The organism is Bacillus sp. C28GYM-DRY-1 (assembly GCF_030519405.1).
Taxonomy (GTDB): domain Bacteria; phylum Bacillota; class Bacilli; order Bacillales; family Bacillaceae; genus Bacillus; species Bacillus spizizenii_A.
In genome coordinates, this window is record NZ_JAUMKF010000004.1 from 96,719 (window position 1) to 111,925 (window position 15,207).

The 15,207-nt window shown below is 47.1% G+C and carries 14 protein-coding genes and 1 pseudogene; 2 read left to right on the forward strand and 13 right to left on the reverse strand.

Annotation, left to right across the window (positions count from 1 at the left end):
• Positions 1–36: 36 nt before the first annotated feature.
• The 3 genes from Q3W56_RS05990 to Q3W56_RS06000 are packed head-to-tail and all read right to left on the reverse strand — an operon-like array spanning position 37 to position 3,118.
• Positions 37–351 (reverse strand): YerC/YecD family TrpR-related protein, encoded by a 315-nt coding sequence (locus Q3W56_RS05990; protein ID WP_003219429.1) that lies wholly within the window; start codon positions 349–351, stop codon positions 37–39.
• A gap of 2 nt (positions 352–353) precedes the next feature.
• On the reverse strand, positions 354–1,349 hold the full coding sequence (locus Q3W56_RS05995) for a DUF3048 domain-containing protein (protein WP_302894828.1): 996 nt from the start codon (positions 1,347–1,349) through the stop codon (positions 354–356).
• Positions 1,350–1,375: 26 nt separating this feature from the next.
• Positions 1,376–3,118 (reverse strand): adenine deaminase, encoded by a 1,743-nt coding sequence (locus Q3W56_RS06000; protein ID WP_019713514.1) that lies wholly within the window; start codon positions 3,116–3,118, stop codon positions 1,376–1,378.
• A gap of 129 nt (positions 3,119–3,247) precedes the next feature.
• Between Q3W56_RS06000 and Q3W56_RS06005 the strand changes: the two genes are divergently transcribed.
• On the forward strand, positions 3,248–3,481 hold the full coding sequence (locus Q3W56_RS06005) for a YgaP family membrane protein (RefSeq protein ID WP_019713513.1): 234 nt from the start codon (positions 3,248–3,250) through the stop codon (positions 3,479–3,481).
• Between the two features lie 14 nt (positions 3,482–3,495).
• Here Q3W56_RS06005 and Q3W56_RS06010 read toward each other — a convergent pair.
• Positions 3,496–4,771: pseudogene (locus tag Q3W56_RS06010) on the reverse strand (APC family permease).
• A 141-nt stretch (positions 4,772–4,912) separates the two neighbouring features.
• On the opposite strand from Q3W56_RS06010, the gene Q3W56_RS06015 reads away from it, so the two are divergent.
• Positions 4,913–5,335, forward strand: a complete 423-nt coding sequence (locus Q3W56_RS06015) for an Lrp/AsnC family transcriptional regulator (RefSeq protein WP_302894830.1) — start codon at positions 4,913–4,915, stop codon at positions 5,333–5,335.
• Positions 5,336–5,373: 38 nt separating this feature from the next.
• On the opposite strand, the gene purD is transcribed toward Q3W56_RS06015, so the two are convergent.
• The 9 genes from purD to purC all read right to left on the reverse strand — a co-directional run bounded on the left by purD (position 5,374) and on the right by purC (position 15,188).
• On the reverse strand, positions 5,374–6,642 hold the full coding sequence (purD, locus tag Q3W56_RS06020; RefSeq protein ID WP_302894831.1) for a phosphoribosylamine--glycine ligase: 1,269 nt from the start codon (positions 6,640–6,642) through the stop codon (positions 5,374–5,376).
• A gap of 15 nt (positions 6,643–6,657) precedes the next feature.
• A complete protein-coding gene (gene purH / locus Q3W56_RS06025; RefSeq protein WP_302894832.1) occupies positions 6,658–8,196 on the reverse strand; it encodes a bifunctional phosphoribosylaminoimidazolecarboxamide formyltransferase/IMP cyclohydrolase in 1,539 nt (512 codons plus the stop codon).
• Positions 8,193–8,780, reverse strand: a complete 588-nt coding sequence (gene purN / locus Q3W56_RS06030; protein ID WP_302894833.1) for a phosphoribosylglycinamide formyltransferase — start codon at positions 8,778–8,780, stop codon at positions 8,193–8,195. The genes purH and purN overlap by 4 nt, the downstream gene beginning before the upstream one ends.
• Positions 8,777–9,817: a phosphoribosylformylglycinamidine cyclo-ligase gene (gene purM, locus Q3W56_RS06035; RefSeq protein WP_302894834.1), complete on the reverse strand. Its 1,041-nt coding sequence runs from the start codon at positions 9,815–9,817 to the stop codon at positions 8,777–8,779. Before purM ends, purN begins: the two co-directional genes overlap by 4 nt.
• 100 nt (positions 9,818–9,917) lie before the next feature.
• The gene (purF, locus tag Q3W56_RS06040; protein ID WP_302894835.1) at positions 9,918–11,348 is read right to left on the reverse strand and encodes an amidophosphoribosyltransferase; all 1,431 of its coding nucleotides are present in this window, start codon (positions 11,346–11,348) and stop codon (positions 9,918–9,920) included.
• The gene (purL, locus tag Q3W56_RS06045; RefSeq protein WP_302894836.1) at positions 11,324–13,552 is read right to left on the reverse strand and encodes a phosphoribosylformylglycinamidine synthase subunit PurL; all 2,229 of its coding nucleotides are present in this window, start codon (positions 13,550–13,552) and stop codon (positions 11,324–11,326) included. The genes purF and purL overlap by 25 nt, the downstream gene beginning before the upstream one ends.
• Positions 13,536–14,219 carry a phosphoribosylformylglycinamidine synthase subunit PurQ gene (gene purQ / locus Q3W56_RS06050; protein WP_302894837.1) on the reverse strand — a complete coding sequence of 228 codons (684 nt, stop codon included), beginning with the start codon at positions 14,217–14,219 and terminating at the stop codon, positions 13,536–13,538. The genes purL and purQ overlap by 17 nt, the downstream gene beginning before the upstream one ends.
• Positions 14,216–14,470: a phosphoribosylformylglycinamidine synthase subunit PurS gene (gene purS, locus Q3W56_RS06055; RefSeq protein WP_003219409.1), complete on the reverse strand. Its 255-nt coding sequence runs from the start codon at positions 14,468–14,470 to the stop codon at positions 14,216–14,218. Before purS ends, purQ begins: the two co-directional genes overlap by 4 nt.
• Positions 14,463–15,188, reverse strand: coding sequence for a phosphoribosylaminoimidazolesuccinocarboxamide synthase (purC, locus tag Q3W56_RS06060; protein WP_268400511.1), 726 nt, complete (start codon positions 15,186–15,188; stop codon positions 14,463–14,465). Before purC ends, purS begins: the two co-directional genes overlap by 8 nt.
• Positions 15,189–15,207 lie beyond the last annotated feature (19 nt).

The window sequence follows — 15,207 nt, forward strand, 5'->3', positions numbered from 1 at the left end:
GAAACCGCCCAAGCCGTATGGCAGGGCGGTTCTTTGTTATTTTGAAGAAGACTCAGTTTCGGTCTCCTTCACACGGTCGAGTGCCATTTCATAAGCATCATTACCGTAATTTAAGCAGCGTTTCACACGGGAAATCGTCGCCGTGGAAGCACCTGTTTCTGTTTCAATCTTATGATACGTGTTTCCTTCGCGAAGCATGCGCGCCACTTCAAGACGCTGAGCCAGCGATTGAATTTCGTTAATTGTGCAAAGATCATCGAAGAACCGGTAACATTCCTCCAGGTCTTTCAGCGATAAGATCGAGTTGAATAACTGGTCCAGCTCTTTGCCGCGTAATTTATCGATTTGCATCGTTACACACCTTCTCCTTTACTAATGGAAGCCGCATCGAGATCAGGCACGATATTAATCCAAGTCTTTCCTGGCACAAACGGCAGCCATTTGCCGTCTTTTAAGGGCACAATTCTACCGTTTACTTGTTTCCAGTCTGTTTCAATAACGTTTCCGTGCTGAAACAACAGACCTTTCCCCCCTGATTCCAGGTCGATGTCCCGCCTTCCAGCTTGATCAATAGTATGATGGCTGGCTTCAACAATGAAAATATTTTGCATTGCAACCGGCTTTCCGGTTTCCCGGTCTGTCATTATGACACCATCAGAGCTTCTTGTATAAGCTTCAGCTTTTTTATCATAATTGTATTCGACAAGATTTGTAACGTTCTTTGTTCCATAATCTACCCGAACATTGTAAGATTCATTTGCAGGTTTTGCTTCTGATGTTTGAAACAGCAGCGGATCCGTTTCCCGCTTCAGCTCATATCCCTTTTGTTCCGCCGCCTTTTTTATGTAATCATAAGACGTATAGGAATTATGGGGCGGTTTGCTAAAATCAGCTCTCCAAAATAAGCTACCGTCAAAATCCAATCCGTTAATAAAATCGGCAGCTCCGGATTCCAGCTGCTCTTTGGCGCCAGGACTCCAGCCGTGATGGACAAATACGCTGTCAAAGCCATTGCTGAGAGCGACGAAATATTCCCGCGCGCTTCGCACAGGACCGACAGTTTCAGGCATCTGGCTTTGGAAAATGGCCAGAAATCTAGTAATTTGCCCTTCGGCCAGCGCTTCTATCACAATGTCGGCTTTAGACAGTCCTGATTGCGGCCTCGCCTTCGGGTGATTGTTCACCACAACAGCAACAGGACGGCGGTCAGCCACCTTCTGTTCAGTCTCCAGTCCCGTCAAAGGAGCTTTCAGCTTCTTTTCAACAATCGGGACAGCATCCTTCTGCTGGCAGGATACCAGCAGAAAAAACACGAAACACAGCACACAACCTGTCATCCATTTTTTCATATGTCGGCTCCCTGCTCTTTTATATTTTAACGCATTATCGATGGAAAGAGTACAGTTTTTTTCATGACGTCGAAGATTCCTCTAGGCGTAATGCGTATATACGGAAGGTGCGTACTTTGCAAAAAGAGCAGTGTATAGACGGGATCACAAAACTCGTAGCCTCTTTCAGTCAGAAGATCTCTCAGCTTTTGTTCCTTCTCCAGCACGTCTTCATACGCTTCCGAAGAGGCGCAGCCGCAGAGCGCAAGCGGAATTTCATACAGAATGCTCCCGTTTTCCGCAAGGACGATTCCTCCCCCGATCTCTTTCATGCGGGCGAAAGCGAGCAGCATATCCGCCTTATTTTTTCCGATCGCCACAATATCACCTGTCGTCGTAAAGGAGCTCACAAATCCCTGCACGCTTGAGGCAAAGCCTTTTATCATCGTATTGACGCGCCATTTCCCATGTCTGTCAAGCATCGTCAAATAACTTTCATCATGGTCAAATGAGAGCTGTTCCAACGAATTGTCGATCTCAATCATATACGGCTCCATAATGACCGCATTCCGCATTTTCACGCCCATCGGCATGGAAAACTGCAAATCATCCATCGTCATATCATATGAAAGCTCAAGCGGGACAAGACCGCCTTTGCTCCAGACCGTCTTTGTAAATGCCTTCAAATCACAGCCGTCTTCACGGAGGATGATCCCTTTTGACAGAACGGTCACGGGATTCGGGTTTAACGGATCTTCAAGTACATTTAACGATGCCAGTCTTCCCGGTCCGACAACTCCTAAATAATCATCCATTTGGTAATACTTTGCGATATTAAATGATGCCATATTGTAGGCATCGATTGCCGGAACTCCTTCTTCTAACGCGATGCGGATCAACTCGTTTGTCATGCCGCCTTTATAGAAATTCGGCGTCGCGCCGTCTGTCGTGTAAAAGAAATGGTCATAATAGCGGAAATCCTTCTCATGCAGTTCCTGCAAGATTTTTCTTACATCAGGGCGAATGGAAGAGTTCCGAAGGGAAACATAGTAGCCCAGTTCCAGCCTTCTCATCACTTCATCACCTGTCATCGCTTCATGATCACAATCCGCTCCGAACAGCTTCATTTTTGTAAGCGTTTTATCTGAAGCGCCGGGAAAATGCCCTTCAATGCGTTTCCTCTGCTTCTTTGTAGCTTGCATACAGTGAAGCATTAAATCATCACCATCTACCAAACGAGGCCATCCTGTCATTTCTCCCCCTTGAATCACATCCGGATGTTCAATCCACTGCTTTCTGACATCAAACGGAAGAACGTGATCCTCGTTCAATACCTCAGTCTGAAGGTCATAGCGTGACCACCAGAAATATTGAACAGGCTGCTTTTTGAGTTCACTTAAAATAGTAAGCGCTTTCTTTTTTCCGGTTTGTAAAAGCAAAAATAAGTTATCATTCACAAATGTCGTCGTTCCGTATTGAGACACATATTCAGCCAGCGTTTGGGGATTATATATTTGAAAAGGATGTGCGTGCGGTTCGATATACCCTGGCACAATGTATTTTCCTTCACAATCAATCGTATGAATTTCTTCGGCTCTATTCGGAAGTTCATGACCCACATAAACAATGCGGTCCTGATAAATCCAAATGTTTTTTTTCAGCCATTGTTTTACATATGGATTTAAGACGAGAGCATTCCGTAAAAGGAGCGTTGGAAGCAGCTTTGAGTCTACAACATCAACCTGTGCCCTGATGTCTTTGTTTTTCCAGTTAAAGGTGCGTTCGGACATTCACATACTCTCCTTTACATGTATTAGACTCATGTTATCACATCCTTCCTCATCACGCACGGTATAAACGTTACAAATTTTTGAAGGTTAGATAAAAAAACTTTTTTAAGTAAAAAGGAGCGGATTTCCATGAAGCCAAACATCAGTCTCGTCAATGCCGTCTTTAGAATCGCCTGCGGACTGACGATTATGTCAGCCGCCAGCGCAACGTTTACAAAAAAGCCTTGGTGCAGAATGCACCTCTTTTACATCTTTATGGGGGCATTGAAAGCAGGTTCCGGAATCTTGCGCTTCTGCCCTGTGACCTACATGATTCAAAACGGCGCTTCCGGCAATAACGAACAGGAGCATCAAAACAGATAAACAAAAAAGCTTGCTCACGAAACGTGATCAAGCTTTTTTCTCACGACATTCCTTTGTCTTTATATAGAGATACCCTGCGGCTGCCAGTGCTGCCGGATAAAGGAGTGCCCAGCCGCTGAAAGAGTAAATAACAGTGCAAGCCGCAAACGCCCCGAACGCGATCCACCAGCCTGAATCTCTCCAGCTCAGCAGTTTCAGAGCTGCCGCCATTGTACAAATGTAAGATGCGATGAATGCCGCACTTGGCCCTTTTAACAGCGTTGTCAAATCGATTTGAAACAAGCCATATGCCCCTAGCACTAAACCAAACACTGCGGCAAGCGCTGTTAATACACGGATAGGCGTATGTTTTGTCTCACTGAGTTTCCTAAAATATACTGGAATGTGCCCCTCTCTCGCCAATGCATACACCATTCTGGAAAAACCCGCAATATTGGCATGAATGGTGGCGAATGTGATAAACAGTGCTAAACATACCGTTACATATACTCCGCTTTCCCCCGCTCCTTTTGATATGAGCATGGCAAGCGATGCAATTTCTCCATTTTCACCATATGAATGAGTCCCCACCGTCACAAATGACAGCAGGATATACAGCCCCGCCACACAAGCCGCTCCCAAGTACAAGCTGAGTGGGACATCTTTTTCAGGACGATGAAATTCCTCAGCCAATGGGGTAATCATTTCCCAGCCTACAAAAGAGAAAAAAATTATAACAGAAACAGATCCCGCAGCAGACCAGCCATGTGGCAGAAACGGTTCGAATGCTGCTGCTTTGACATGAGGCAATGACACGGCAACAGAAGTGACAAGCAGAAATACGATGACACAAATAACAAGTATACTGATGTTTGCGGATAGTTGGATGCCTCTCATATGAAGCAAAATGGAGACAGCCAGCATACAGCACGCAATCAAAGTAATCTGCCAATCCGACGCCTCTGTGACGTAACTGACGTAATGCGCGCCAGTTAAAGCGATGACGGGAACGCCGATTGGAACGGACCCTAACATGATCCAGCCCAAAACCGCTCCAGCTTTTTTCGGAAAAGCCAGCTGCACGTAAGCCGTGATTCCTCCCGCGCTGGGGGCTATTTTCACAAGACGGGCCAGTGTGCCGACAAGAAGAAAAGACAAGAAAGACATGAACACCCAAACGAATAAAGAAGCGGGACCGGCTGCGTCAGCGGTGACAGACGGCAGGATTAATATCCCACAGCCTAAAACGGCCCCAATCGTTAATGCTGTCCCTTGTATCCAAGTGATCGAACGCTGCAATTCAGGCAACATGATGCCTCCTCTCCGTTGATGGCTTTATTATAGGAAGAATAAGAGGGCATCCATATGCTACAATGAAGGTAAATGATCAGCATCACCTTATAATAGAAGGAATTTTTGCGAATTCACCTAAACTTATAAAGGAGCCAAAAAATGGACGATACAGACCTTCACATTCTCTCTCATTTACAGCGAAATGGCAGATTAACGATGGTTGAGTTGGGAAAGCTTGTCGGCCTCAGTCCGCCAAGCGCGGCGGAACGTGTCAGGAAGCTGGAAGACAAAGGAGTGATTACCGGCTACAGCGCGAATATCTGTTACGAAAAACTAAACAAGCATGTTACGGCTTTTATCCTGATGGAGCCGAAAAGCTGTAAACACTACGCCGCCTTTGCCGCAGCGCATCCGGATGTGACAGAAAACCACCGCATTACAGGCATGTACAGCTATGTGACAAAAGTGGTGACAGAATCGGTACATACGCTCGAAGATTTTATTGACGCTTCGATAGCCCACGGTAAACCCACCACGCTGGTTGTCCTTTCTTCTTCCGCACACCACCCCGCTCTTGTATAACAAAAAACCCCGCAGCTCAATCTGCGGGGTTCTGCGCTTTATTTTTGGACAGCCTTTAACGCGCGTGCCCCAATGTCTTTTCTGAAAAAGAGTCCCGGCTTGATGATCTCATCAACGGCTTTGTACACTCGATCTCTCGCCGCTTCAAATGTGTCATCAAAAGCCGCCACATTGGCGACGCGTCCACCGTTTGTGACGAACTCTCCGCCTTCTGCTTTCGTTCCGGCATGGAAGACAACCACCTGCTCCGTTTCCGCTGCAAGGCTGCCTATCGGCGTGCCTTTTGCGTAGCTTTCCGGGTACCCTTCTGAAGCAAGCACAACACTTACAGCCGCGGTATCCTTCCATTTCAAATCGACTTCTTTATCTTCTAAAAGATCAAGAAGCACCTGTACCAGATCAGATTCCATGCGCGGAAGCACGACCTGTGTTTCCGGATCGCCAAAACGGGCATTAAATTCGATGACCTTCGAGCCGTTTTCAGTAAGCATCAATCCCGCATATAAAACGCCAGTGAAGGAACGGCCTTCTTGTACCATTGCTTTTGCGGCGGGTTTGACGATGGTTTCTACCGCATGGCGGACGGTTTCTTCCGAAATTTGCGGAACTGGCGAGTAAGCGCCCATTCCGCCTGTATTTGGGCCTTTGTCTCCGTCAAACGCCCGCTTGTGATCTTGGGCAATCACCATTGGATACACCTTTTCTCCCTTGACGAATGCCATTAGAGAAAATTCTTCGCCTGAAAGAAATTCTTCAATGACAACAGACGCGCTCGCATCACCGAATTTTTCATCCTCAAGGAAATCATGCAGACATGCAATTGCTTCTTCCTCTGTCATGGCAACTGTAACGCCTTTACCGGCCGCAAGTCCATCTGCTTTTATGACAATCGGAGCGCCTTTTTCCTGCACATATGCCTTTGCCTCTTCAAAGGATGTAAATGTGTCGTATTCTGCGGTCGGGATGCCATATTTCTTCATTAAATCTTTAGCGAACTGTTTGCTGCCTTCAATGATCGCAGCAGCTTTTGACGGACCGAATACAGGAAGACCAGCTTTTTCAAATTCATCCACCAGACCTTCTATTAAAGGAACCTCTGGCCCGACAATAGTCAGGCCGACCTGATGTTCTTTTGCAAACGAGACAAGCCCGGCGTGGTCGCTTTCCTCAATGTTTACTAGCTGTGCGGAAGCTGCCATCCCGTCATTTCCTGGGGCGGCAAATACATTTTCTACGAGGCTGCTTTGCGCCGCCTTCCATGCCAGCGTATGTTCTCTTCCGCCTTTACCGATAATGAATACATTCACGTCGTTTTCATCCCCTTAATGTTTGAAGTGTCTAATGCCGGTGAATACCATGGCAATGCCGTACTCATCTGCTTTTTTGATGGAATCCTCATCACGTACAGATCCCCCCGGCTGAATGATAGCCGTAATGCCCGCTTTTGCCGCTTCTTCGACAGTATCCGGCATTGGGAAAAATGCATCAGATCCAAGTGCGCTGCCTTTCGCTTTTTCACCTGCTTGGTCAATGGCAATTTTCGCTGATCCGACGCGATTCATTTGGCCTGCTCCCACGCCGACTGTCATGTTGTCTTTCGCGAGAACGATCGCATTTGATTTCACATGCTTCACGACTTTCCAAGCAAGCTTCAAGTCTTCCCACTCTTGCTCGTTCGGCTCTCTCTTCGTTGGGATGTTGATCTCAGCATCATCAAACCCGTGCATATCCAAATCCTGAGTCAGCAGCCCGCCTTGAACGGATGTCAGCTGCTTTTCTTTTTGAACGGCAGCTGTCACATCAAGCGTCAGCAGACGAAGATTTTTCTTCGCAGTCAGGATGTGAAGTGCTTCTTGGCTGAATGAAGGCGCAATGATAATTTCTAAGAAAATGTTGTGAAGCGCTTCGGCAGTTGCCTTGTCCACTTCACGGTTCAGGGCGATAATGCCGCCGAAGATAGATGTTTGATCCGCTTCAAACGCTCTGTTGAAGGCTTCTGAAATTGTTTTTCCTGTTCCAACGCCGCATGGATTCATATGCTTGACGGCAACTGCAGCCGGCTCAGTAAATTCACGGACGATTTGAACTGCCGCATCTGCGTCTTTAATGTTGTTGTAAGAAAGCTCTTTGCCGTGAAGCTGTTCCGCTTGCGCAATGGAGCCTTTGACAGGAAGTGCTGTTTGATAGAATGTTGCTTCCTGATGCGGGTTTTCCCCGTAGCGAAGCGATTGTTTTTTCTCAAATGTTACAGTGAATTGTTCAGGTTCTTTTTCACCGACAACGTTTGTCAGATAGTCAGCGATCAGTGCGTCATATGCCGCAGTATGTCGGAATACTTTTGCCGCCAGCTCGCGTTTTTTCTGAAGGGATACGCCGCCTTCTTCTTTGATTTGATTCAGAACAGGGCTGTAATCCGCTGGATCAACGATAACCGTCACATCCTGATGGTTTTTTGATGCCGCACGCAGCATGCCCGGTCCGCCGATGTCGATATTTTCGATTGCTTCTTCATATGTGACATCTTCTTTAGAAATGGTTTCTTTAAATGGATAGAGATTGACCACAACGAGGTCGATCGGCTGAATTCCGTGTTCATTGATCTGCGCCATATGCTCTTCATTGCCGCGAACTGCCAGAAGACCGCCGTGAATATTCGGGTGAAGTGTTTTGAGCCGTCCGTCCATAATTTCAGGAAAGCCTGTCACTTCAGAAATTCCGATGACGTTCACACCGTTTTCTTGAAGAAGCTTTTTCGTTCCGCCTGTTGAAATCACTTCAACGCCAAGCTCTGTCAGTTCTTTTACGAAAGGAACGAGATTTGTTTTATCTGAAACACTGATTAATGCACGTTTAATAGTCATGCCTTCTCACCTCTGTTATTTAATGCTAATAGCTGTTTAATTACACTCGGATACCATTTATGCTCAAGCTTGTGAATCCGCTGTTCAATTGTTTCCAAAGTATCATGTTCGTCAATTTCGATTGCCTTTTGAGCGATGATCGGGCCTGTATCCATTCCTTCATCGACATAATGCACAGTGATTCCTGCAACCTTCACGCCCGCGCGGTACGCCTTCCCGACTGCGTCGATCCCGGGAAACGCCGGAAGAAGTGACGGGTGAATGTTAATGATTTTTCCTCCGTATGCCTCAAGCAGCGTATCACCTATCAGCCTCATATAACCGGCAAGAACAATCAATTCAACGTCATGGAGATGAAGCTGTTCGATAATGGCCCGTTCAAATGCGGCCTTGTTTTCATAAGACTTCGGCTCAAATGCAAAGGATGGAATGTGGAATGTTTCCGCCCGTTCGATGACTTTCGCCTGCGGTTTGTCGCAAACGAGAAGCGATACGGACGCATCCCAGTTCTCCTCTTTTAAACGCGTAACGATGGCTTCGAAGTTTGAACCGTTTCCGGATGCGAATACCGCAAACTTTTTCATGAAAGCGCCGCACCGCCGAATGTGACGCCTTCGCCTTGTTTCACACGCCCGATCAAATAGGCTTTTTCACCATGGCTTTCAAGCGTTCCGATCACATCTGTCAGATTCTCTTCTTTAACTGCCAACACAAAGCCGATGCCCATATTAAAGACGTTGAACATGTCTTCTTCCTTCAGCTTGCCGTACTCTTGAAGGAAAGAGAAAATCGGCGGAATCGGCCATGAGCCGTGATCGATTTCTGCACTTAAGCCTTCTGGAAGCATACGCGGGATATTTTCGATAAACCCTCCGCCTGTTACGTGAGCCATGCCGTCGACTTTTCCGCTTTTCACCGCAGCAAGCACAGGCTTCACGTAAATTTTTGTCGGTTCAAGCAGCTCCTCGCCAAGCGGGCGGTCAAACGGTTCGTATGTTGTATCAAGATCCAGCTCCGCATCATCCAGCAGCAATTTTCTCACAAGGGAAAATCCGTTGCTGTGAAGGCCGCTGGAGCTGAGACCGACCAAAAGATGGCCTTCCTTGATGTTTTCTCCAGTGACGATTTTGTCCTTTTCCGCCACTCCGACTGAGAAACCGGCGATATCGTATTCATCAGCTGTATATAGTCCCGGCATTTCAGCCGTCTCACCGCCCACTAAGGCTGAGCCTGACTGCTCACAGCCGTTCGCCACACCTTGCACGATCTGCTCAATTTTTATAGGGTCCGCTTTGCCGACCGCTAAATAATCGAGGAAAAACAGCGGCTCTGCGCCTTGTGCCAGTACATCATTGACACACATCGCAACAGCGTCAACACCAATCGTGTCATGCTTATCGATGGAAAAAGCGAGCTTTAATTTCGTGCCGACACCGTCCGTTCCCGAAATTAAAACAGGTTTTTGATAAGAAAGCTCAGACAGGTCAAACATGCCGCCAAAACCGCCAAGGCTGCCCATAACGCCAAGCCGTTTTGTGCGCTCCACATGTTTTTTCATTCGTTTTACAGCTTCATATCCGGCTTCGATGTCAACTCCTGCGTTTTTATATGCTTCAGACATCCTATTCACTCCTTTAAGGCGCTTTTCAAAATATCTCCCCAAACGAGGGCAGAAAGAGAAAGGCAGCCGAACTGCGCTGCCTTTATGTCATTTTCAAGTTTTATTTGGTTAATACTGCTTCTTTTACATGAGGAAGCACTGTATCCTGATAAATTTCAGTTGGATATTTACCTGTAAAGCAAGCGAGACACTGTCCGCAATTCGAGTCATCGTATGTTCTGCCGATGCCTTTCAGCAGCCCTTCCACACTCAAAAATGAGAGGGTGTCCGCCCCGATTTCCTGACGGATTTCTTCAACTGAATGGGAGGACGCGATCAGTTCTTCATGTGTGGACGTATCAATGCCGTAAAAGCACGGATGAGCGATCGGCGGTGAACTGATTTTCACATGCACCTCTGTTGCACCCGCTTCTCTGAGCATGGTGACAATCCGGCGGCTTGTTGTTCCACGCACGATAGAGTCATCTACCATAACGACGCGTTTTCCTTCTACAACCCCGCGAACAGCAGATAGCTTCATTCTGACACCTTGCTCGCGCAGAGCCTGAGATGGCTGAATAAACGTTCTGCCGACATAGCGGTTTTTGATTAAGCCCAGCTCATACGGGATGCCTGTCGCTTCCGCATAGCCGATCGCAGCTGAAATACTGGAATCCGGAACCCCTGTTACGACATCAGCTTCAACTGCGGATTCCTGAGCCAGCATTTTCCCAAGGTTTTTACGCGCACTATGCACATTAATACCGTCAATATTACTGTCAGGCCTGGAGAAATAGATATACTCCATGCTGCAAATGGAACGGTTGATATTCATAGAGAATCGTTCTGATTTCATGCCTTCATCATTGATGATCAGCATTTCACCCGGTTCTACCTCACGAAGATACGTTGCGCCGACGACATCAAATGCGCATGTTTCTGATGCGACGACATAAGCGTCGCCCAGCATGCCGATGGATAGCGGCCTAAGCCCGTTCGGGTCAAGCGCCACAATCATTTCTGTCTCAGTCATGATCAGGAATGCGTAGGCGCCTTTCAGCATGGAAAGCGAGTTTTTTATTTGATCCTTCAGTGTGAAGTGTCCGCTTCTTTTGATCAGGTGAGCCAACACCTCTGTGTCCGAAGAGGTTTGAAAAATGCTCCCTTGATTTTCGAGCTGCTGCTTCAGCTGAGTGGCGTTGACAAGGTTTCCATTATGGGCAAGCGCCAGACTGCCATTGTTTTGGGAACGGAAGAGGAGCGGCTGTACATTTTCGTATCCGCCGCCTCCAGCCGTCGCATACCGAACGTGCCCGATTGCGCCTTTTCCCTTTACTTTGCTGAGCTCGCCATTTTGAAACACTTCAGTGATCAGCCCTTGGCCTTTGTGCGCCGTTAGTTTTTCACCGTCAGTTGCTACAATGCCCGCGCCTTCCTGTCCTCGGTGCTGGAGGCTGTGGAGGCCGTAATAGGTGATTTGCGGGGCTTCTTCATGTCCCCAAATCCCAAATACGCCGCACTCTTCATTTAAGCCTTTGATTTCAGCAAACATGGGATAGCTCCTTTCCATGCGCGCTCAAGCTCTTTCGTTTGCGCATGAATCAATTGTTGTCCGTCTTGGTTTTGAATCGCCAGAAGACCATCAGCTGTTACCTCACCGATATGAACTGCATCTTTCACAGCTGCTTCAAACGCTGCTTGATGTTCTTTTTTCACTGAAACGACGAAGCGGGATTGAGATTCTGAGAATAATAATGCTGCTTCGCCTTCAACAGTCACGTTCGCGCCAAGATTTTCTGTCGTCATGACACTTTCTGCAATCGCTACGCCTAAACCGCCTTCAGACACATCATGCGCAGATTGAACAAAGCCTTTTTTAATCGCATCAAGCAAAGCTCTTTGGCGTGACAGTTCTACATCAAGATCAATTTGCGGTGCTTTTCCGTAAATATTGCCTTCTGTCATTTTTTGCAGCTCGCTTCCGGCAAACTCAGGTTTTGTTTCGCCAATCACATATACAAGATCTCCCGCTTGTTTGAAATGCTGTGTTGTAATGTGTGCTGTATCTTGAATTAAGCCGACCATGCCGATAACAGGTGTCGGGTAGATCGCCGTTCCGTTTGATTCGTTAAAAAGTGAAACGTTTCCGCCGATAACCGGTGTGCTGAGAACATTGCACGCCTCGCTGATGCCGTCAGCCGCTTTTTCGATCTGCCAGAAGATTTCCGGTTTCTCAGGGTTTCCGAAGTTAAGGTTATCTGTGACTGCAAGCGGTTCTGCGCCTGAGCAAATGATGTTGCGCGCCGCTTCAGCGACAGCGATTTTCCCGCCTACTTCAGGATCGAGATAGAGATAACGGGCGTTACAGTCTGTCGTCATCGCCAGTGCCTTTTTCGTTCCGCGGATTCTGAGAACACCCGCATCAGACCCAGGAGCGACAACTGTATTCGTCCGCACCATGTAGTCATACTGATCGTAAACCCACTCTTTGCTTGCGATCGTCGGCTGCTGGAGAAGGGCTTTTAGCGTTTCATTCGCATCATCAATTTGAGGAGCCGGAACATCCGTCTCTAAAAATTCGCGGTAGTATGCTGGTTCTTGAGATGGCTTGTGGTAAACCGGCGCTTCTTCTGCCAAGGCATCAACAGGCAGCTCACACACTACCTCTCCTTTATGTGTCAGGCGAAGCATTTTATCATCTGTCACGCGTCCGACAGAAACTGCTTCAAGATCGTATTTGTCAAAAATATCAATGATTTCCTGCTCACGTCCGCGCTCGATGACCAAAAGCATCCGTTCCTGTGATTCAGAAAGCATCATTTCATATGCAGTCATGCCTGTTTCACGCTGAGGAATCAGGTCAAGATTCATCTCAATACCAGAGCCGGCTTTACTTGCCATTTCGGCACTTGAGCTTGTTAAACCGGCAGCTCCCATATCCTGAATACCGACTAACGCATCACATTGGATGACTTCTAGACATGCTTCAAGCAAAAGCTTCTCCATAAACGGATCGCCGACTTGAACAGCAGAGCGTTTTTCTTCAGACGAATCAGACATTTCTTCAGAAGCAAACGTAGCGCCGTGGATTCCGTCACGCCCCGTTTTTGCCCCTACGTACATGACTGTGTTGCCGACACCCTTCGCCTGGCCTTTTTTGATGTCTTCATGGTTGATTAAACCGACACACATTGCGTTGACGAGCGGATTTCCTTCATAGCTGCTGTCAAACTGCACTTCTCCGCCGACTGTCGGGATGCCGATACAGTTGCCGTATCCGGCAATACCCGCTACTACTTCTTCAAACAAGTACTTCACACGCGGTGAAGTCAGTTCACCAAATCGAAGAGAGTTCAATACAGCGATTGGACGGGCCCCCATTGAGAAAACGTCACGGATTATGCCGCCTACGCCAGTCGCAGCACCTTGGTACGGTTCAATGGCTGATGGATGGTTATGCGATTCAATTTTGAACACAACCGCTTGGTTGTCACCGATATCAACGATTCCAGCGCCTTCCCCCGGACCTTGCAGCACCCGCTCGCCGCTTGTCGGGAATTTACGCAGAATCGGCTTTGAGTTTTTGTAGCTGCAATGCTCTGACCACATGACAGAAAAAATTCCGATTTCTGTGTAGTTCGGCAATCTGCCAAGAATGGATTCAATCAATGCAAACTCATCATCACTGACACCCATTTGCTGATACAGTTTCTCTTCTTTTATTTGTTCTTTACTTGGTTCAAGCAGTAGTGACATGAGTTTCCCTCCAATTTTTCACGATAGACTGAAACAATGTAAGACCGTCGGCGCTTCCAAGCAGTTCATCGACCGCGCGCTCAGGGTGAGGCATCATGCCTAATACGTTGCCTTTCTCATTCACGACACCGGCAATGTCGCTGACACTCCCGTTAATATTGGAGCCGTATGTGAAAGCAATTTGATTGTTCTCTTTCAATGAAGCAAGCGTTTCGTCATCACAGTAGAAATTTCCTTCACCATGGGCAACCGGGATGGTAATCGATTGGCCTTTTTCATAGGAAGATGTAAATAATGTCTCATCGTTTTGTACAATTAATTCAACCGGACGGCAAATGAACTTCAGATCTTTGTTGCGTCTCATTGCGCCTGGCAGAAGGCCAAGCTCCTGTAAAATCTGGAATCCGTTGCAGACGCCAAGAACTGGTTTCCCTTCAGCCGCCGCCTGTTTGACAGCTGGCATAATATTCGCAAATCGGGCGATAGCACCGCATCTCAAGTAATCGCCGTAAGAAAATCCTCCCGGAATTAACACGCCGTCGAAGCCTTCAAGGCTTGTTTCCTCATGCCAGACGTATTCCACTTCATGGCCGAGCTCATCCTTTACAGCATGATACATATCGATATCACAGTTGGAGCCGGGTAACACAATCACCGCAAATTTCACTGTGCGACTACCTCCTCAACTTCGTATCTGTAATCTTCAATCACTGTATTCGCTAGAAGTTTTTCGCACATTTCTTTCACGAGCACGTCAAGGTCCCGGTCAGATTTTTCAATGGTAAGCTCCATGTATTTTCCGATACGCACATCTTGAACTTCGTTATAAGTCATACTGTGCAAGGCATGCTGGACAGCACTCCCTTGTGGATCTAGTACACTTTCTTTTAAGCTGACATAAACTTTTACTTTATACATGATGAATGCCTCCCAGTCTTTTGAAAATCTCTTCGTATGCGTCGGTTAAGCTTCCCAAATTGCGTCTAAATAAATCTTTGTCCAGCTTTTCGTTCGTATCTTTATCCCACAAGCGGCATGTGTCAGGTGAAATTTCATCCGCCAAAAGCACTTGCCCGTCTGCATCTAAACCGAATTCAAGCTTGAAATCTATTAATCTGACATGACAATCGTCAAAAATGGCTTGAAGCTCTTCATTTACTGTTTTTGTAATGGACTTAATGGATGCTACCTGCTCAGAAGTCGCCGCTTTCAACAGCCAAATATGATCCTCTGTGATGAGCGGATCACCCAGCGCGTCATCCTTGTAGTAAAACTCGATTATCGGCTGTTCAAGCTCCGTGCCTTCTGGAATGCCGAGACGTTTGGACATGCTTCCTGCCACAACATTTCTGACGACGACTTCAAGCGGCACAATCGTTACCTTCTTAATGAGCTGCTCCGTTTCCGAAATACGCTCGATAAAGTGGTTGTTAATGCCCTTAGCATGAAGGTGTTTGAAAATGAGGCTTGAGATTTCGTTATTCAAGCGCCCTTTTCCGCTGATTTCTGCTTTTTTCTCACCGTTAAAAGCAGTGGCGGAGTCTTTATACACGACATACAGCGTGTTTTCGTCATCGGTTTTGTAGATCTTTTTTGCTTTTCCTTCGTATAAAAGTTCATTCTTCACAATATTCACGGAAGGCCTCCTAACCCGA

What these genes read in the sequence shown, in the direction of transcription:
- Q3W56_RS06000 (WP_019713514.1), bottom strand. Translation starts at nt 3,118, where the DNA reads ATGTCCGAACGCACCTTTAACTGGAAAAACAAAGACATCAGGGCACAG.
- Q3W56_RS06015 (WP_302894830.1), top strand. Translation starts at nt 4,913, where the DNA reads ATGGACGATACAGACCTTCACATTCTCTCTCATTTACAGCGAAATGGC.
- purN (WP_302894833.1), bottom strand. Translation starts at nt 8,780, where the DNA reads ATGAAAAAGTTTGCGGTATTCGCATCCGGAAACGGTTCAAACTTCGAA.
- Q3W56_RS05990 (WP_003219429.1), bottom strand. Translation starts at nt 351, where the DNA reads ATGCAAATCGATAAATTACGCGGCAAAGAGCTGGACCAGTTATTCAAC.
- purM (WP_302894834.1), bottom strand. Translation starts at nt 9,817, where the DNA reads ATGTCTGAAGCATATAAAAACGCAGGAGTTGACATCGAAGCCGGATAT.
- purH (WP_302894832.1), bottom strand. Translation starts at nt 8,196, where the DNA reads ATGACTATTAAACGTGCATTAATCAGTGTTTCAGATAAAACAAATCTC.
- purL (WP_302894836.1), bottom strand. Translation starts at nt 13,552, where the DNA reads ATGTCACTACTGCTTGAACCAAGTAAAGAACAAATAAAAGAAGAGAAA.
- purS (WP_003219409.1), bottom strand. Translation starts at nt 14,470, where the DNA reads ATGTATAAAGTAAAAGTTTATGTCAGCTTAAAAGAAAGTGTACTAGAT.
- Q3W56_RS06005 (WP_019713513.1), top strand. Translation starts at nt 3,248, where the DNA reads ATGAAGCCAAACATCAGTCTCGTCAATGCCGTCTTTAGAATCGCCTGC.
- purF (WP_302894835.1), bottom strand. Translation starts at nt 11,348, where the DNA reads ATGTTTGCTGAAATCAAAGGCTTAAATGAAGAGTGCGGCGTATTTGGG.
- Q3W56_RS05995 (WP_302894828.1), bottom strand. Translation starts at nt 1,349, where the DNA reads ATGAAAAAATGGATGACAGGTTGTGTGCTGTGTTTCGTGTTTTTTCTG.